This window comes from Acetobacterium wieringae, assembly GCF_026646375.1.
GTDB lineage: Bacteria > Bacillota > Clostridia > Eubacteriales > Eubacteriaceae > Acetobacterium > Acetobacterium wieringae_A.
Genome location: NZ_JAIPPU010000007.1, coordinates 128,574 through 146,932 on the forward strand (window position 1 = coordinate 128,574; position 18,359 = coordinate 146,932).

The 18,359-nt window shown below is 44.7% G+C and carries 15 protein-coding genes; 9 read left to right on the forward strand and 6 right to left on the reverse strand.

Annotated features, from left to right (window positions below; genetic code table 11):
* Positions 1-14: 14 nt before the first annotated feature.
* The 6 genes from Q7P33_RS08365 to Q7P33_RS08390 all read right to left on the reverse strand — a co-directional run bounded on the left by Q7P33_RS08365 (position 15) and on the right by Q7P33_RS08390 (position 7,065).
* Positions 15-1,874, reverse strand: coding sequence for a non-ribosomal peptide synthetase (locus tag Q7P33_RS08365; RefSeq protein WP_303869214.1), 1,860 nt, complete (start codon positions 1,872-1,874; stop codon positions 15-17).
* Positions 1,875-1,907: 33 nt separating this feature from the next.
* Complete coding sequence (locus Q7P33_RS08370) at positions 1,908-2,651, reverse strand: SDR family NAD(P)-dependent oxidoreductase (RefSeq protein ID WP_228883137.1); 744 nt, start codon at positions 2,649-2,651, stop codon at positions 1,908-1,910.
* Between the two features lie 4 nt (positions 2,652-2,655).
* Positions 2,656-2,892, reverse strand: coding sequence for a biotin/lipoyl-containing protein (locus Q7P33_RS08375; RefSeq protein ID WP_070371954.1), 237 nt, complete (start codon positions 2,890-2,892; stop codon positions 2,656-2,658).
* Positions 2,893-2,949: 57 nt separating this feature from the next.
* Entirely contained in the window at positions 2,950-3,651 is a 702-nt protein-coding gene (lipB, locus tag Q7P33_RS08380; RefSeq protein ID WP_303869217.1) for a lipoyl(octanoyl) transferase LipB, read from the reverse strand.
* 2 nt (positions 3,652-3,653) lie between these two features.
* The gene (locus Q7P33_RS08385) at positions 3,654-5,651 is read right to left on the reverse strand and encodes a sigma-54-dependent Fis family transcriptional regulator (protein ID WP_303869219.1); all 1,998 of its coding nucleotides are present in this window, start codon (positions 5,649-5,651) and stop codon (positions 3,654-3,656) included.
* A gap of 112 nt (positions 5,652-5,763) precedes the next feature.
* Positions 5,764-7,065 (reverse strand): DUF362 domain-containing protein, encoded by a 1,302-nt coding sequence (locus Q7P33_RS08390; protein WP_148636377.1) that lies wholly within the window; start codon positions 7,063-7,065, stop codon positions 5,764-5,766.
* 371 nt (positions 7,066-7,436) lie between these two features.
* Between Q7P33_RS08390 and Q7P33_RS08395 the strand changes: the two genes are divergently transcribed.
* The 9 genes from Q7P33_RS08395 (at position 7,437) to Q7P33_RS08435 (ending at position 18,348) form a co-directional block, all read left to right on the forward strand.
* Entirely contained in the window at positions 7,437-9,092 is a 1,656-nt protein-coding gene (locus Q7P33_RS08395) for an NAD(P)H-dependent oxidoreductase (protein ID WP_303869222.1), read from the forward strand.
* A gap of 209 nt (positions 9,093-9,301) precedes the next feature.
* Positions 9,302-10,498 (forward strand): threonine ammonia-lyase, encoded by a 1,197-nt coding sequence (gene ilvA, locus Q7P33_RS08400; protein ID WP_070371950.1) that lies wholly within the window; start codon positions 9,302-9,304, stop codon positions 10,496-10,498.
* 220 nt (positions 10,499-10,718) lie between these two features.
* Positions 10,719-11,114 carry a hypothetical protein gene (locus Q7P33_RS08405; protein WP_250932967.1) on the forward strand — a complete coding sequence of 132 codons (396 nt, stop codon included), beginning with the start codon at positions 10,719-10,721 and terminating at the stop codon, positions 11,112-11,114.
* Positions 11,101-12,732 (forward strand): AarF/ABC1/UbiB kinase family protein, encoded by a 1,632-nt coding sequence (locus tag Q7P33_RS08410; RefSeq protein ID WP_303869225.1) that lies wholly within the window; start codon positions 11,101-11,103, stop codon positions 12,730-12,732. Before Q7P33_RS08405 ends, Q7P33_RS08410 begins: the two co-directional genes overlap by 14 nt.
* A 203-nt stretch (positions 12,733-12,935) precedes the next feature.
* Complete coding sequence (locus tag Q7P33_RS08415) at positions 12,936-15,557, forward strand: methyl-accepting chemotaxis protein (protein ID WP_303869226.1); 2,622 nt, start codon at positions 12,936-12,938, stop codon at positions 15,555-15,557.
* Positions 15,558-15,709: 152 nt separating this feature from the next.
* The gene (locus Q7P33_RS08420) at positions 15,710-16,099 is read left to right on the forward strand and encodes a GntR family transcriptional regulator (protein WP_070371108.1); all 390 of its coding nucleotides are present in this window, start codon (positions 15,710-15,712) and stop codon (positions 16,097-16,099) included.
* The gene (locus tag Q7P33_RS08425; protein ID WP_148636382.1) at positions 16,080-16,775 is read left to right on the forward strand and encodes an ABC transporter ATP-binding protein; all 696 of its coding nucleotides are present in this window, start codon (positions 16,080-16,082) and stop codon (positions 16,773-16,775) included. The genes Q7P33_RS08420 and Q7P33_RS08425 overlap by 20 nt, the downstream gene beginning before the upstream one ends.
* Positions 16,769-17,593: a hypothetical protein gene (locus tag Q7P33_RS08430; RefSeq protein ID WP_070371110.1), complete on the forward strand. Its 825-nt coding sequence runs from the start codon at positions 16,769-16,771 to the stop codon at positions 17,591-17,593. The genes Q7P33_RS08425 and Q7P33_RS08430 overlap by 7 nt, the downstream gene beginning before the upstream one ends.
* A 74-nt stretch (positions 17,594-17,667) precedes the next feature.
* A complete protein-coding gene (locus tag Q7P33_RS08435) occupies positions 17,668-18,348 on the forward strand; it encodes an ABC transporter ATP-binding protein (protein WP_070371111.1) in 681 nt (226 codons plus the stop codon).
* Positions 18,349-18,359 lie beyond the last annotated feature (11 nt).

Sequence of the window (18,359 nt, forward strand, 5' to 3'; positions counted from 1 at the left end):
TATTTAAAAATTTGTTAAAGCGACTGAATATAATTGGTCATTTCAGTTAAGGACAGGTGGCTGCGGAACTGATTGGTGTTTATTTTAATCCCATTGATCTTTTCCAGTTGGTTAATCAGATCAATCAACCCCAGCGAATCGCCACCGAGATCAAAGACAAAATGACTGTCCATTGAAATCATCGCTGGCGAAATTTTCAGAATATTTGCCCAGCAATCAGCCATCTCTTTATAAGATCCAGCCAGAGTGGACTCGGAAATGCTGCCTAATGGGAGCGCCAGATCATAATTATCGTAGTCGCCATTTTCCCATGCAACAGACAAAGCCAACCGGTTGATTTTACCAGAAGTGGTCTTGGGTATTTCATCAATAATCACACCCCATGTTATGGGAAGCTGCCAGGTGGCAGAAATAGCCTGGCCAGCCAAGGTTAGGGTTTCCGGATTTTTCGAATCACTAAAAAGAATCAGGCAGTTGTCCAGCGTATCCCGGTTTTTACCCTGGACAATAATCAGGTTGGTGTTCTCAGATAAGGACTGCTTGCCGGTTTTCTCCAAATCGGAGACCAGATAATTTTCACCGTTGACAATAATAATATCTTTATAGCGGCCAAATATATTCAACCAGCCGTTTCGAAAAAAGCCCAGATCACCGGTATTGAAATAACCGTCTTCATCTATTCCGGTAGGGGTGTTTTTAGTTTTGGAATAATATCTTTGCATGACATTGGTGCCGCGAATATAAATCAGTCCCAGATATTCCGGATTCAGAATATTTCCAGCCAGATCTTTAATAACAACTTCGTTGCATTCATCCAGCACACCGACTGACATCCGGCCAATGGTATCATCATCAGGATCGCAGAAGAATAGTTTTTCGCCAATGGCAATGCCGCTGCCCAAAAAATAGTCCATCCGGAAGGGTGAACCGTAGGGGGTGTAAGCCACACCCATGGTGGTTTCACTAAGACCGTAGGCTGGTTTTAAGGTATCCCGGGTCCAACCCATTGGGGCTGTTTGATCTTCGAAAGCGGTTAAGGAAAGGGGATTGACATCTTCGCCACCGCAAAAGCAGATATAAAGAGTGTCAAGATTTACTGCCCGATTCTGTTTAATGCCGACTTTCAGCAATAGTTCGATGCCAAAAAGGGCCGCTCCGGTGACAGTGGCGGAAAACTGCGAGAGCTTTTCCAGCCAGCGGTTGGGGTTTTTTACAAACTGCAGCGGGCTCATTAAATACTGAGGAAAGTTGTTGACAATCGGAACCAGATGATAGCCGACAAAACCAAAGCAATGGGATAGCGGCAGCCAGCTTAGATAGCGTTCCTGCACATTGTCGCGGACGATTATACTGCTGGCAACACCGCCTTCTTGGAGGTTGCGGGTAGTCAGAACAGCGCCTTTCGGATCCGAAGAGGTACCGGAGGTAAACTGAATCATTCCAGGATCTGTGTCACACACTGAAACAGTGGTTCCCGGGGACGATTCGGTCAAGGCCCGAAACATCAGCTGGTTGTTTTCAAACAGGGTTGTTACCCCTTCCAGATCACTGACAATGATGGGGTCTTCCAGTGTGTTAAGGACACTTTGCAGATAAGCCCGTGATTTTTCATCCTGGGCCAGGGGTAGGATGGCGGGAACCATGCCGCCCAGGATGCCCGCCCAGAAACAGGTGATTTGGGCCTGGATACTTTTTAGCTGAAACACCAGCAGGGATCCTTTTTTTAGACCGGCTGACTGGTAACCGCCGAGGACTTTCATGGCATTTTCAAAAAGCGTGGCGTAGGTCTGAGTAAATTCCTGGCCATCGGCCTCCAGATACGTGATGGTGACATCACTGGTTTTTAGCTTGATAAACGAGTCTTGTATATTCATGGAAGTCTCCTCAACAATTTGGTCAGATCCACATTAGATCATGGTATAACCACCATCGATGGCAATGGTCTGCCCGATGATGTAATCACTGCCTGATGAGCAAAGAAAGGAGATAATCCCCAATAAGTCTTCTTCTGTTCCCAGTCGACCGGCCGGGGTATTTTTGGTGTGCTCAGTCAGGGCATATTTGGGGAAGTTTGAATTGGCCATGTCGGTTTCAATAACTCCTGGAGCGATGGCATTAACCTGAATGTTGAGACGGGCAGCTTCCCGGGCCAGGGCTTTGGTAAAGGCGATGACACCACCTTTAGCGGCGGAATAGTGAGTAAACCCGAGTCCACCAACCCGACCGGCGATGGAAGCCACATTAATAATCTTACCCCGTTTTTGCTTTTCCAGCACCTTGTAAACCGCATGAGTGGCGATAAAGGTGCCGGTTAAATCAATGTCAATCACCGCTTTCCAGTCGTCCAGGGTCATGGCGCTGAAGGTTTTAACGGGGAAGATTCCGGCGTTGTTAATCAGCACATCAATTTTCCCGTAGGTTTCCATAACAATGTCGACCATTCTGATGGCGTCTGCTTCGGACGAGATATCGCATTGTATAGCAATACATTTGGTCGGCAGCTTTTCGGCAGCAGCCTTGGCAGTTTCAATATTTCGACCAATAATAACAATATTGGCCCCTTCATTACTGAGATATTCAGCAAACGAATAACCAATTCCCCGGGACGACCCGGTGATGATAATAACCTTATCCTGATGTATACCGGCCATGTTCTTAACCCTCAATTTCGCCAATAATCTGGCCAACTAAAACGCGATCATCTTCTTGCGCCAGGATCGCAGAAAGAACCCCGTCGGCTGGGGATTCGATGTAGATAGAAATTTTATCGGTGGCTGCTTCAGCAATGTTATCACCTTTTTTAACCGTGTCGCCAACAGCCACAAGCCATTGTCTTAAATTGATTTCTTCAGCGCCTTCAGCGAATTCGGGGATTGCTATTTCGTATTTCATTTGGTTCTCCTTTAAATTTTTTCTTCAAGATTAACAACTATTTGTTTAAGACACAGTTTAACGTTTATGACTTACAATTTCGTCAATGGTACTTTTAGTGGTGTGGGTGCCAAACATTTCATCGAAGGCCAGAATGAACTGCTCACGCAGATCGGATAGGCTGATCGGGGGGCATCCGCAGGCTTCCATGGAAGTCACACCTTTGTCTGCAATGCCGCAGGGAATAATGGCCTTAAAATGATCGAGGTTGGGGTTGACATTAATCGATATGCCATGGAGGGTAACCCCATGGGATACTGCAATGCCCAGTGCGGATACTTTCTTATCTTCGCCGGTTTCGGGTTCCACAACCCAGACACCGCTGCGGCCTTTGATCCGTTTACCTTTTAGCTGATAATGAGCCAGCAGATTAATAACCACCTGTTCCAGACAGCGAACATATTGATGTGCCCCCTTGACATACTGATCAAAGTGCAGAATTGGTGAAACAATGAATTGACCATTGCCATGATAGGAAATATCACCGCCACGGCTAACCGCTGTCAGAGCAATACCTTGATCCAAAAGTTCAGCTGGGGTCAGGAGCAGGTTCTGCTCATGAGTGCCCCGACCCAGGGTGATAACCGGATAGTTTTCCTGAAAAAGCAGGGTGTCCGGGCATGTTTTGGTGACACATTTTTTATGGAGTTGTTCCTGAATGACAAAGGCATCTTCATAGGAAATCAGTCCCAGGTCAATCCAAATGAGGTCTTTTTTCATGCTTAGTCCTCCAGGTGATACAGTTTCATTTTGCGGTACAGGGTACTCCGGGAAATACCCAGGTACTCAGCTGCTTTCTTGCGTTCAGAAAAAAGAGCTAGGGCCTTTTTAATGGTGGTGAGTTCGATATTTTTTAAGTCCACATTGGGTTGCTCTGTTAGTGTTTCAATAATCTTTTTTTGTACAGGAAGGTTTTCTTTCGGGGTCAGCTCAGCGTTAATATTGGGTAAGTAACTGGCAATAAAATAGTTGTCAATGCGATTGGTTTCGGTAAAATTGACGGCCTGTTCAATGGCATTTTTAAATTGTCTCACATTGCCCGGCCACTCATATTCCTGCATCGTTGCGATAGTGGAAGGGTGGAGGGGCTCGATGTATTTACCGCAGGTCTGGGTGATGTCACGCAGAAAAAACTCAGCCAGAATGGGAATGTCTTTTTTTCGTTTGCGTAGCGGTGGAATATTGATTTGCAATACATTCAGTCGATAGTAAAGATCTTGTCGAAACCGCCCCTTTTTAACTTCTTCGGCAAGATTTTTATTTGTAGCGGCAATAACCCGCACATCAATGGGAATATCCTTGTTTCCACCGATGCGTTGGATGTACCGCTCCTGTAAAACCCGTAGCAGGATGGTCTGGGTGTTTAAGGGCATTTCACCAATTTCATCGAGAAAAATGGTGCCGCCCCTGGCCAGTTCAAATTTTCCGATTTTTCCGTGTTTGCTGGCTCCCGTAAAAGATCCTTCTTCATAGCCAAAAAGCACACTTTCAATCAGGCTTTCGGGAATTCCGGCACAATTAATGGCAATAAAGGGCTGGTCTGATTGATGGGCATTATGAATGGCCTGGGCAAACATTTCTTTGCCGGTTCCACTTTCGCCTTCTAAAAGAACCGTCGCACTACCTTTGGCGGCAATTTGTGAAAGATGGACAGAGCGTAGCAGTTCAGAGCTTTCTCCGATGATGTCATCAAAGGTAAATCGGGTGCCTTTGCGTTTGGCTTTTTCTGAAACCTGAATGGTTTTATCCAGATCTTTCAAGGTGGCAACAGCTCCAGCAACAGTGCCATTGTCATGAAGAATCAGTTTGCTGTTAATCAGGCAGTTGATTTTTTTACTCTTTGTAATAATGTGTTTATCTTTTTCTTCAAATGATGGCGGAACATCACCGTTATGATCGAGAATCGTTTCGCCGTCCATAATTTCCAGAATATTTTTCCCGTAGGATTCAAAGGTAGTGGTTTTTAAAATCTTGGCACCTTGAGAATTGATGCCAATGATTTTGCCTTTGAGATCGACGGCCACCACCCCATCGGTCATTGAGTCGATCAGGGTTCGCAGGTAGTGATTGGTTAAATCAACCTGGCGATGGGATTCGGCAATACAGAGCTGTCGGGAGATTGCTTTTGTGGCAGCAACAACCATGCCCAAGGTATGGGGATAGGCCATTTCTTTAGGCCCGGCCATATCCATGACGCCAAGCAGTTTGCCGTTGGCATCAAGAATCGGTGCGGCGGAACAGGTTAGTTCGTGATAGCATTCATAGTAGTGCTCGGCGCCGATTACCTGAATCGGCTGGAGCAGATCAATGGCTAAACCAGTGGCGTTGGTGCCAGCCATGTGCTCATTCCAGATGCTGCCCCGAACCAGATTTTTGGTGAAGGCTTCTTTTAAAATAGCTTGGTCACAAATCAGTTCAAGAATGACGCCATTAGGATCGGTAAGGGTGGTGGAAAAACCAGACTTGTTGACAAATTCCTGTAATTCAACCATAAAGGGAATACTGACATCCAGAAGCAACTGATTCTGTTCGAGGCGTTTTCTAAAATTTTCTTCGCTGACTGTTGGAGTGCGATTTAAAGCCCGGGGATCAAGTCCTGCTTGTTGACAGCGCAGCCAGGAATCAATGATCGGTTTACGGACATGATGTCCGACGTTCCCGGATACGACAAAGTCTTCCCAGGTTTTTTTAATCATCTCAAAATCAGCAGAAATTTTCAACGCGTTCACACTCCTCTATTTTGTTGGTTTGTTTCTTGCGAAGGCGATTGCTTTTGCAATTGATTAACAAAGGGTATCAGGGGGGGATCCCCTGATACCGAGAGTCGAAAATCTATTTGCCAGCAGCCAGTTTCTGAAGATCACCGTTGAGTTGTGCAAAAATGTATACGGGTGCACAACCGGGATAATAGGTTACTGATTTAGCCAGTGAGGCTGCTTCCCGAACTTTGTCTGCTGAGGGGAATAGTTCCCAGCAATCGCCGCAAATAAAGACGTTTTTACCGGCACAGAATTGTGGATCAATGTCTGGCACACCACCGGCGATGACCACGACTTCACCGGATTTAGCCAGGAAGGTTTTCATGTCGATGCCGGAGTTTTTAAATGAGTCCAGAGCTCCTCGAACATTGACAAAGCAACCAGGACAGGTTTGCTGCATGATGCAGGTTAATCCGGCATACATCCCAATGGGATCACCTCCGGGACGTTTAAAATGTTTCATGACTGATTCGATGGAGTTCCCCAGAACGTCGATTTTATCTAAATCGATTTCGCCTTGACCTTCGGTTCCGGCACAGCGGATCGCAGGTATTTCCATCGGCTCAAAGCCCATAATCGAACAGGCGACCGAATCGACAGCGACGGTGTCGGTGCCGGCGACAATCAGGTTCATTTCAATCGGGGTTCCGGCGTGCGGTCCCTGACCTTCCATTCCAATAACGGAATCAACAATCGTCAAATCGGCATGGCGAATTCGATACATGTCAGCCATTTTCTGGCCCAACTCGATCCGGTGGGCACCTTGCTGTTGATCATTGGGGTGACAGTTAGGGATGATCCCATTCCAGTTTTTAAGGCCTAAGGTAACGGTACCGGCCAAATGAACCTTCATTTTTGGCAGGTTGATGACTACATCGGCATCCATAAACGGTTTAAACACGGTGGCATGTTTGAATAATTTGGCCCCTTCAATTTCTACGGGAACGACATCATGTTCGTCGAAATAAATGACTTCGTCAGCACCGCCAAGTTTAGCAGCTTCTTCCATTTTGGAATCTTTAAAAGCAGGTTTGGCCCGGCCAACATGCATGCCTAAGGAAGGGTTATCGCCGACGACGACTTTTCCGGCTTTGGAGTTTTTCTTAACATAAGAAACAACAGCTTCGATGGTTCGGGGATCGACAACGGCGTGGCTTTCAGGCGGGGCCTGGAAAGCAAGGTTCGGTTTAATTAAGACCGTATCGCCTTCCTTGATGATGGTATCAAGGGAACCAATAGCGAGTTCAACTGCTTCGGCAACAGCGGCTTCAATTTTTCTGACATCCTCTTCAATCCGGACATATTTTCCGTTCATGAAAGAGGCATTGCCTTCAGGTTGTGCAACCTTTACAACAGATACTTTTGTTTTACTCATGATAATCTCCTTTTGGTATAGTCACCATATATTTGCCCATAAACATGGACGTGTAATTATATACCCGCAATAATCATGCCAAAACAAAGTACGCTTAAAAAAGCCGGAAACTGGTTTTTTTGATGGTGAATCTGTGTCTCGTGTGTCAAAATGAGACGCTTTTGTGTATCATTATAACACGTGACACACGAAGGATGCCTTAATCCCAGAACTGATAAAACATAAGTTTCAAATTAGGTGTATTCGTCGGCGATGTTTTTTGTTATAATTTTGGGAGATGAGGTATTATATATTAGGAAAAACGATGCCACCAACAGGATCGTTTGTTTGATGACCTTTTTCAGTTAGTTAAATAAGAAAGTGAGGATACCATGCGTAAAGTTCTATTGTTAAACGGCAGTCATAAATCAACCAAAAGCTATACAATGATCATTGCCGAACAATTTGCATCGGGGTTAATTGAGTATGATCCGGAGACGGTTATTGAAACCGTCGATTTAATCCGGAAGAATATTAATGCCTGTACCGGCTGTCATAGCTGCTGGACGACCACCCCGGGAGAATGTGTTTTTCAGGATGATATGACGGAACTGTTCCATCAATATGAAGAGGCCGATATTGTGATCTGGGCCACGCCGCTGTACCATTATGGGATCTCCAGTGCCATGAAAAAATTTATGGAACGAACCCAACCGGCACTGCTCCCATTTATTGACAACGAAGGTAGGGGAACCTACGGACATCCCTTCAGGAACCCAGAAAAAATGCAAAATAAAAAACATGTGCTGATCAGCACATGTGGTTTTCCATCGAAAAAGAACAATTATGAGGGAGTCGAAGAACAGTTTAATAATCTTTTCGGCAAGGATAAGTGGGAAAAGATTATTTGCGTTGAAGGAGAACTGCTGGGGATCCACCAGCTGGACAACCTGACCGGCCCGTATCTGGATCTGGTTAAAATAGCCGGAAAAGAATACGGTGAAAGTTTGAGCATTTCACCGAAAATACGGGAAGGTCTGGCAAAACCCTTTGTGGAAACGCCGACCTATCTCCAGACAACAAATCTGAGTTGGGGAGTGGATGATACCCGGATGAAGGATTCTGATGGTGGTCTGATCGCCTGGAATTATATGAAAGAGGTTCAGGCTGCCTTTAATCCCAAGATCCGGCCTAAAATGAATGCGGTGCTCCAGATTGATTTTACCGACATAAAAGAACGCTATCAGCTGGTGATCAAGGATGAAACCTGTACCTTACTTCGAAATGATTTTGCCCGGGAGACAACGGCGATCAGCATCACGCTGACCACTCTGGAGCGTATCCTGGAAGGTAAAATTGATGCCGCCCAATCGCTATTAGAAAAAAAATACGCCGTTGTTGGCGATATGCGGGTTTTCAATGCCTTTCTCGATGGCTTGTTTGGACCGGTCAATTTAAATCCCGATAAGAAAAAACGGCTGGTGCCGATCAGTTTTAAAAACACCCCCTATTGGTTCTTTGTGGCAATGTGCCCCTGGATTTTCTGTTTTCTTTTTGCCAATTACAATCCCTTGATTGGAGTAGTGATTCCGATGATGATCAGTGGTATCCTTTGCGGTATCAAGCGGGGCACCGATCTGGTTTATTTTGAACGGGCGACTTTATTAACTTTTTCTCTGCTCAGTTTAATGGTGGTAACCTTTGGATCGGATTATCAGGGAAACACTTTTGCAATCATCGGGTATTTTGCCCTGGCCCTGATTTGGGTCATTTCGACCTTAAAGACGGTTCCATTAACAGCAGACTACACCCACTATTTCAATGGCCGCAACGCCCTTAAAAACGTGTTGTTTCTAAGAACCAATCGGTTGTTATGTTATATCTGGTCACTGGTATTTCTGGCCCAGGCAGGCCTGGCCCTATGGCTTAATACCACGCTGCTGATCAATTTTGCTGCGATCATTCCGATTCTTTTGAGCATCCCAACCTTTGCATTTTCACTGTGGTTTCTTAAATGGTACCCCAGTGAGATGGCCAAACCCAAATAAAAACAGTAAAATATAGGTAATTGCGAAATGAAAAAGCACCGAACAATGGTTGCTTTGAGTGCAGTTTCCACAAACAATTGTGTAACGTGTAGGCGAACAGTTCAGCGAACTGTCCGCCGTACAGTGTAACAATTGTTTCGTGCGAAACTGGGCACAAAGCTCACGGCAGTTTCGCAATTACCTAACAGTAAAATATTATAGGAGAGCTAATGCTAACACTGGATAAAATATACCACGCATCATTTACATTAAAAAAATACATCCGTCCCACCGATCTGATTCATGCGCCCAAAATCTGTCCAGACAGTGATATTTATTTAAAAACCGAAAACCTGCAGATCACCGGATCATTTAAGGTTCGGGGGGCCTGCTATAAAATATCCCAGCTTAGTGACGAAGAAAAAGCCAAAGGCGTCATTGCCTGTTCAGCTGGCAATCATGCTCAGGGAGTGGCGATGGCGGCGGCGATTAATCAGATCAAAGCTCTGATCTGCCTGCCGGACGGTGCGCCGATTTCTAAGGTGGAGGCCACCAAAGCGTATGGCGCCGAGGTTTGTCTGGTTGAAGGCGGCTATGATGAGGCCTATGCCAAAGCCTTGGAGCTTCAGGCTGAGAAGGGTTATACCTTTATCCATCCCTTTGACGATGAGTTTGTCATCGCCGGCCAGGGCACCATCGGACTTGAATTATTGGAAAGTCTGCCGGATCTGGAGGCAGTGATCGTCCCAATTGGCGGCGGAGGTCTGATTTCCGGGATTGCCTATGTCCTTAAATCCTTAAAGCCGGATGTTAAAGTTTATGGGGTGCAGGCCTGTGGCGCACCCAGTATGGAGCTGTCGATTAAAAACAATAAAATCTGTCGGTTACCTCAGGTATCCACCATTGCAGATGGGATTGCGGTGAAAGAACCGGGTGAGTTGACTTTCAGCCTCTGCAGTGATTTTGTCGATGAAATTGTCACGGTGACCGAAGACGAAATCTCGACGGCTATTCTGACTCTGATTGAACAACAAAAGCTCATTGCTGAAGGGGCCGGGGCAGTGGCGGTGGCAGCAGCGATGTTTGGCAAACTACCGATTCAAGGGAAAAAGACGGTCTGCATTGTCTCCGGCGGGAATATTGATGTCACGATCTTATCCCGAATCATTAAACGGGGATTGCTTACTTCCGGTCGAACCTGTTCATTTAACATTGAGCTGCTGGATAAGCCCGGTCAGCTGAAGAAGGTTTCCCAGATTATTGCCGATCTCGGTGGCAATGTCATCTCCATTCACCATGAGCGGAGCAATGAAGGATCAGATATCAATGGCTGTTTTTTGCGGATCGAGTTGGAAACCCGGAATTACGAACACATTCGCCAGATTCGGGAAGGTCTGATTCAAGGTGGTTTTAAATTGCAGAATTAAAATGAAAATAATGCCGTTTGGTGATTGATTTAAAAAGAACGGGGTATATTTTTTGCGATAGGTCTTTTAACATCTGTTTTTATCGGCGGTGTGCTTTTTTATAAGAATGGAGCGACTCCCCAAAAGAGCACACTGAGATAAATAAAGATCATCATAGCTAAAATCGTCTATTATTCCAATGGAAAAACTAAATAAATTTGATGAAAACAGGAGGAGAAAAATGTTAACCAATATCAGCGAAGATTTAAAAAAGGTGTTTTTATTTGGCGTCGGTGCAGTGGCAATCACCGCTGAGAAATCAAAGATTCTCATCGATGAACTGGTGGAAAAAGGTGATTTGACGGTTCAGCAGGGCAAAATTCTCAATGAAGAGTTAAAACATAATATCAAAGAAACCATCAGAGATACAGTGACGGTTAATGTAGTCAAAGAAGAAACAGCTCCGAGTGCGAAAGTCGTTATTGATAGTCTCGATCAGATGACCCCCGAAGAGCTTCAGAAGATTAAAGACAAACTGGAGGCGATGACGACGGCAGCCCCAGTTGAGAAGGAAATCATCGAGGTTTCTGATTTAGAAGAAAATGTCAGCGAAAAGGAAATTGATGAACTTAAGTGATGCCGGTGTAACAGTAAAAGATCTAACCAAAAATTCAATGGAAACCAATGGAAGACGGCTTAAAATAATTATTTCCATTCTGGTAAAACATGAGATTACCAAAGGGTTGACTCCGGAAAAACTTCGATTGATCATTGAAGACCTGGGGCCAACCTTTATTAAAATTGGCCAGATTATGTCGATGCGTCGGGATATTTTTCCCAGTGAGTATTGTAGCGAGCTTGAAAAACTGCGTTCACAGGTTACCCCGATGCCCTTTGATGAATTTATTCGTATTATTGAAGACGAGTATGATTGCCCGATCGATGAGGTATTTCGGACAATCAACCGGGTACCGTTGGGATCGGCTTCAATCGCCCAGGTTCATGCTGCCGAATTGGTTGATGGTGCCAAGGTGGTGATCAAGGTGCAGCGCCCAGGAATCTATAAGGTGATGGCTCAGGACGTGGTACTTTTAAACCGGGCCACCGGGATTCTCAATCTTGCCAGCAACATTGGCGATGTGGTCGATTTTAAGATGATCGTCGATGAAATGTGGAGTACTGCCCAGCAGGAAATGGATTTTTTGTTTGAAGCCAAGAATGCCCAATTATTCAACGAGCTCAATGCCGAAATCAAATACATCGGTTGTCCGCGAATTTACAATCAGTTTACGACCTCAAAGGTTCTGGTTATGGAGGACATTGTCGGTATCGAAATCAATGAAAAAAAACGACTGCAGGACGCCGGTTATGATCTTCAGGAAATCGGGGTTAAACTGGCTGAAAATTATGTTAAACAGATCATCGATGATGGTTTTTTTCATGCTGATCCCCATCCGGGCAATATCTTTATCAGAAATGGTCAGATTGTCTGGATTGATCTGGGGATGATGGGGAAACTGTCCAAGCGTGAAATGGGACTACTACGGCGAAGTGTCAAGGCCGTGGCGAGTCGTGATGTCGAAAGCCTGGAAGGGGCCATTCTATCGTTGGGGGTTCACAAGAGTCGACGGATCAATCATTCACTGTTATATGAATCGATTGACCGGATGCTTGATGTCTACGGCACCGAAGAACTCAGCAATATCAATATGGGCCGATTTTTAGAAGAGATTTTGCGGATCGCTGCTGAAAATCATATCGGCATGCCCCGGGGGATCAGCATGCTGAGCCGCGGGATGATCACCATCGAAGGGGTCATTGCCGAAATCTCTCCGGACGCTAATTTTGTCCGGATCATGGCCAATCATATGGCCGGTCAGCAGGTTGCCAATTTTGACTTGAATAATTTTATGGAAACAAATCGTAGAAAAATCCTGATTTCTGGCGAAAAGGCCATCAGTGTTCCCGGCCAAATTTCCGATTTTTTGAGTCTGGCCAATAAGGGGCAGTTGAAAGTCAATCTGGAGGTGATGGGTTCGGATGAGCCTCTGGCTGAAATTGATAAGATGGTTAATAAGATCGTGATCTGCATTATTCTGGCAGCGCTTTTAATTGGTTCGAGCTTTATTGCCACCACTGACATGACCCCTCAATTTATGGGGATTCCAGCGCTGGGGGCGCTGGGCTATTTTACGGCAATCATTCTCAGCCTGGCGCTGACAATCTCGATTCATCGCAAGAAACGGAAGCGCTAAAAAAGATGCTATAATAATATTTGCAAAATGAATTAACAGACTCTTAATTTAAACTTTTCAAAATCTTAACATATGCACTTTCAGCACATGTTAGACTTTTAACAGCGATAAAGATAAACAGGAAACTGAGGATCTTTATCGCTGTTATTTAGTTTCTTAACTATTAATTGATATAAATTAGCAGAAGATGGAGAGAAGTATTAATGAAATGGTTTTATGATTTAAAAATTGGTCGAAAAATAATTTTGGGATATCTGATTATCGCCATGATCGCTGGGGGAATTGGTGCCATGGGACTGATTGGAATTCAAAAAATAAGCCAGCAAGATGTGTATCTTTATGAGAAAATGGCCAAACCACTGGGGGAACTGGTTTATATTGTCGACTCCTTTCAGGGAATTATCGGCAAAGTTGATGATTTAACCCGGGCCACAACGCCGGAAGACATTGATGCCATTGAAAAAGAAATTTTAAAAAGAAACGCTCGATTCGACTCCAATCTTAAAACGTTTCAAACGACCTTGATGGATTCGAAAGCCATTGAAATCGCCGATGAAACCTATCTGCTTAAAGATCAATTTGATGCCATGGTCACCGAAATGATCAATCTGACACGTGCGGGGAGATCAGCCGAAGCAGGAGTTCTAGCAAAGAGCAGTGAGTTTGAAACAATCTATACGCAAATTGAAGCCAATTATCGTGAAATGATGGAGCTGAAACTGGTGATTGTAAAAGATACCGCTAAAAGTAACCAGGCTATTGCGGCATCATCAACTTTGTTAACGATCATCTTGTTGGTTGTTGGAGTAATCCTCTCGTTACTGCTGGGCTTTCTGATTACGTCAACCATCACGAAACCGATGGCTCGAATTAATGTGATGATCAAAGAAATGAGTATGGGTCATTTGGGGATGCGACTGAAGATGGAGCGTCAGGATGAGGTGGGAGAAATGGCGGAGACCATGGACCATTTTGCGGATGATCTGCAGCACGTTGTCATTGAAACCATGCATCAGATTTCAAACGGGAATCTGTCGGCTAACATTGAGGCCAAGGATGATCAGGATGAAATAACCCCGGCGTTAAAGCAGACCATAAAAACCATTCGGGGACTGATTGCCGAGTCTACTTTGCTAGCTCAAGCAGCTGTTGCCGGGCAGTTGGAGATCCGTAGCAATGCCGATGCCTTTAATGGCGGGTTCAAAGAAATTCTGATTGGCTTTAATCGCACACTGGATGCCCTGGTTGTACCAATAAACGTTGCCGCTGAATATGTCAGTCAGATTGGATGTGGGATCATCCCCGAAAAAATAGAAGACACCTACTATGGTGATTTCGAAACCTTTAAGAATAGCATCAACGCCTGCATTGATGGCTTAGCGGCGCTGGAAGATGGTAATCGGGTGCTGGGTCTGATGAATCAGAATGATTTTTCTCAGTCAATTCAGGGTGATTACCTGGGGATTTATGCCGAAATTGCCGAGTCCATCAATGGGATTCGTCGGCTGCTGCTGACCATCACACGAATAGCAGGGAATATTCGGGAAGGCAATCTCAGTGATTTGGCCGATTTAAAGCAGAATGGCAAGCGCAGCGAAAATGATAAATTGATGCCGACCCTGGTGGGGATGATAGAAAATATTTATCAATTGGTGGCTGAAACTGAAACCATGGCTCAGATTGCGGTGGAAGGTGATTTAAGCCATCGAGGCGATAGCAGTAAGTTTTGTGGTGAGTATGCCATGGTCATTGAGGGATTTAATCAGACGCTTGATGCGATTATCGAACCGGTCAAAGAAGCATCCAGCGTGCTTCAGGACTTGGCCCAAGGAAATCTTCAAACGGTGGTTAAGGGTGCATACAAGGGCGATCATGCCAGAATTAAAGAGGATCTTAATCAGACGATCACTTCATTGGCGGCCTATGTGGGTGAAATAACAGGTACGTTGGCGGCAATGGGACAGGGTAATTTAAATCAGGAAATTACCACCGAATTCAGAGGCGATTTTTCAGCCATCAAACGATCACTTAACGACATCAATCGGCAACTGAGTACCACCCTTGCCGATATTGATGGGGTTTCAGCACAGGTGGAGGGAGGTGCCATCCAAATTTCTGACAGTAGCCAGGCATTGGCACAGGGGACGACCGAACAAGCCAGTTCAATTCAGGAATTGTCGGCATCGATTGAGGAAGTGGCCGTTGAAACCAAAGATAATGCTAGTCGCGCCAATGAAGCCAATGAGCGGGCGCTGGCAGTGCGAACAAATGCCATCGATGGCAATTCCCAAATGCAGAAAATGGTGGCCGCTATGATAGCTATTAATGAATCGTCACAAAATATTTCCAAAATTATCAAGGTTATTGATGATATAGCATTCCAGACCAATATTTTAGCCTTGAATGCCGCAGTGGAAGCGGCCCGGGCCGGACAGCACGGCAAAGGTTTTGCAGTCGTTGCCCAGGAAGTCAGAAATCTTGCAGTACGCAGTCGATCCGCCGTCAAAGAAACCACCAGTCTGATTGAAGGCTCCATTGATGCGGTAAAAGTTGGTAGCCGAATCGCCGATGATACAGCGCTCAGCATAAAAGAAATTCTGGCAGAGATTGAAATTGTTACCGATCTGGTAAAAAATATTGCCGAGGCGTCTCATGATCAGGCTTGCGCGATCGAACAGATTAATCAGGGAATTGAAATGGTATCGACGGTAGTTCAAACCCATTCCGCCACTGCCGAACAAAGTTCTGCCGCCAGTGAAGAGCTGTCCGCACAGGCACAGCTGCTTAAACAGATGGTTAGTGCTTTTGAAATCAAAGAAGTCTAAGCCGTGATATATTAAAGCGGTATGCTGAGTTAACTTCAAACAGAGCTCTCGGAGTTCTGTTTTTTTCTTTTTTGTTTAATAACGCTTGACAATTTAATTAAATAGTATTATTGTATTAATCAAGTAATACAATAATACAAAGGAGGACAGCCATGAAATGGATTATCGATTCCGATCGCCCCATCTATAAACAGTTGGTGGAACAAATAGAGCTTAGAATCATTTCCGGTATTTATGCACCGGGAGAAAAACTTGAATCAGTGAGAGAGATGGCAATGGATGCAGGCGTCAATCCCAATACGATGCAAAAAGCATTGGCAGAACTGGAAAGAATGGGACTCGTCTTTGCACAACGAACCAGCGGCAGATTTATTACGGAGGATATGAAAGTGATAGAAGAAGCAAAAAAGGGTTTGGCAGTTCAGGAAATTAGCGCATTCCTTGAAAAAATGAAAAAGTTGGGGATGGGTCGTAATGAAATATTGGAATTGATGGAAAAGATCGAGGAAGGGGAGAAGGAAGATGACCATATTAAGCACTAAGAATTTAACCAAAAGCTATGGAAAAAAAACAGCCCTTTCCCAAATCAACCTGGAAATATCCCGGGGCCGGATCATTGGATTACTGGGACCAAACGGCAGCGGGAAAAGCACCTTTATAAAGATAGCAGCTGGTTTGCTGGTGCCAACAGCAGGGGAAATTATTATTGACGGTCAGCCTCCAGGGGTCGATACCAAAGCGAAAGTATCATATTTATCGGAACGAACCTACCTAAATGATTGGATGCGGGTCAGTGAAATCATTGCTTTCTTTGAAGATTTTTATGCTGACTTTAATCGCATTAAAGCTGAAAACATGTTAAAAGATCTAAATATCAACCCTGATGATCGACTCAAGACCATGTCCAAGGGAACCAAGGAGAAAGTGCAACTGATCCTGGTGATGAGCCGTCAAGCTGAGCTCTACCTCCTGGATGAGCCCATTGGAGGGGTGGATCCAGCCGCCAGAGACTATATATTGAATACGATCATCACCAATTATAAAGAAGAGGCCTCGGTAATTATTTCGACGCATTTGATTGCTGATGTTGAGCAGATATTGGATGACATTATTTTTATTAATCAGGGCGAACTGGCATTGAGTTCCAGTGTGGATGAAATCCGGGAAACCCATAATAAGTCTGTGGATGGATTATTCAGGGAGGTTTTTAAATGTTAGCAAAATTAATTAAGCATGAAACTAGGGCCACCAGCCGAATTTTTATTCCTCTTTACGGCGCCCTGTTGATTTTAACAGTTTTCACCAAATTGGTGATGGCAATTGGTGCTCCGGATTTCTTTTCTGAAGCGGTATCCAATAATAAGGTAGCGGAAATCATTTTAGGTATCAGCTTCACTCTCTATTTTGTGCTGGTAGTAGCCATATGTGTGATGACGTTGGTCATGATCATTCAGCGCTTTTATAAAAATTTATTTACTGACGAAGGCTACCTGATGTTTTCGCTGCCAGTTAAAACCTGGGAGCTGGTATGCTCCAAACTTGTCGTTGGCCTAATCTGGTCGGCTGTTTGTACAATTATGATTTTTTTGACTTTTTTTATCTTCTCGCTGGGGAACTTTTCGATGATGGAGTTGACTCAGGCGATCCGGTCAGCTTACTCAATGTTTTACCTGCAGACTGGAATGGAACTGAATTTTTTTATTTTTGAAATGATCATTTTTTTACTGGTTGAAACCGTTGCTTCGATTCTGATGATCTATGCAGCCATAGCCATTGGCCAATTATTTAATCAGCACCGGATTGTCGCTGCGTTTGGGGCTTATATCGTCATTACGATTGCACTCCAGATTATCATGTCGATTTTTATGACTGTTTTTGCCATCGGAAATCTGGAGAACAGTGTTCTAAATGGCAGCGATGCCATCACTACCATCAATTGGCTTCTTAATAGTTCAACCGTACTTAATGTTGTAATGGGAGTGGGTTTTTATTACACGACCCTAACCATTATGAAAAAAAGACTAAATCTGGAATAATTTGTGTTGATTTGTGTTATAATAATCTGCAATTAAATGGTTGAAAAAGATAAAATGAAAGCGGGGCGATCTAAATATTTATTCAAGTCAGAGATTTGCACAAAGATTTCAAGTTGGGGAAGGAAGACATTCATATCCTCAAGGGAATCGATCTGGATATTGAACAGGGAGAAATGGTGGCCCTGCTTGGTCCTTCAGGATCAGGCAAATCCACCTTTTTAAACGTTCTGGGGGGACTGGTACCGCCTACTTCCGGCGACATTATGATTCGTGATTATCGCATCAGCGACATGACTGAAAATGAACTGTGTCTGTTTCGCAGGGAGCACCTGGGATTTATTTTTCAGTCCTATAATCTGATTTCCACCATGACAGCCATGGAAAACGTTGCACTGGCACTAACCTTTGCCGGGGTCAAAAAAGAAATCCGGCAACAACGGGCACAGGAAGCGCTGGAAGTTGTTGGCTTAGTGGATCGGATGGGACACAAACCAAGTGAACTTTCTGGAGGCCAACAACAGCGGGTGAGTATTGCCCGGGCGCTGGTTAATCATCCGGAAATAATTCTGGCCGATGAGCCAACCGGGAATCTGGACTCCAAAACCAGTGCCGACATCATGGAAATGATTACCCGACTCAATCGGGAAGAGAAGCAGACCTTTGTCATCGTCACCCATGATCCGGATACGACTAAATACTGTACCAAGGTAATCCACATGTGTGATGGCCTGATTGAGGCCGAAGTCAATCAATAAACATTGATCAG

Coding starts and splice junctions, on each gene's coding strand:
- Q7P33_RS08405 (WP_250932967.1), top strand. CDS start 10,719: ATGTTAACCAATATCAGCGAAGATTTAAAAAAGGTGTTTTTATTTGGC.
- Q7P33_RS08390 (WP_148636377.1), bottom strand. CDS start 7,065: ATGAGTAAAACAAAAGTATCTGTTGTAAAGGTTGCACAACCTGAAGGC.
- Q7P33_RS08375 (WP_070371954.1), bottom strand. CDS start 2,892: ATGAAATACGAAATAGCAATCCCCGAATTCGCTGAAGGCGCTGAAGAA.
- Q7P33_RS08365 (WP_303869214.1), bottom strand. CDS start 1,874: ATGAATATACAAGACTCGTTTATCAAGCTAAAAACCAGTGATGTCACC.
- Q7P33_RS08410 (WP_303869225.1), top strand. CDS start 11,101: ATGAACTTAAGTGATGCCGGTGTAACAGTAAAAGATCTAACCAAAAAT.
- ilvA (WP_070371950.1), top strand. CDS start 9,302: ATGCTAACACTGGATAAAATATACCACGCATCATTTACATTAAAAAAA.
- Q7P33_RS08370 (WP_228883137.1), bottom strand. CDS start 2,651: ATGGCCGGTATACATCAGGATAAGGTTATTATCATCACCGGGTCGTCC.
- lipB (WP_303869217.1), bottom strand. CDS start 3,651: ATGAAAAAAGACCTCATTTGGATTGACCTGGGACTGATTTCCTATGAA.
- Q7P33_RS08425 (WP_148636382.1), top strand. CDS start 16,080: ATGACCATATTAAGCACTAAGAATTTAACCAAAAGCTATGGAAAAAAA.
- Q7P33_RS08415 (WP_303869226.1), top strand. CDS start 12,936: ATGAAATGGTTTTATGATTTAAAAATTGGTCGAAAAATAATTTTGGGA.
- Q7P33_RS08420 (WP_070371108.1), top strand. CDS start 15,710: ATGAAATGGATTATCGATTCCGATCGCCCCATCTATAAACAGTTGGTG.
- Q7P33_RS08395 (WP_303869222.1), top strand. CDS start 7,437: ATGCGTAAAGTTCTATTGTTAAACGGCAGTCATAAATCAACCAAAAGC.
- Q7P33_RS08430 (WP_070371110.1), top strand. CDS start 16,769: ATGTTAGCAAAATTAATTAAGCATGAAACTAGGGCCACCAGCCGAATT.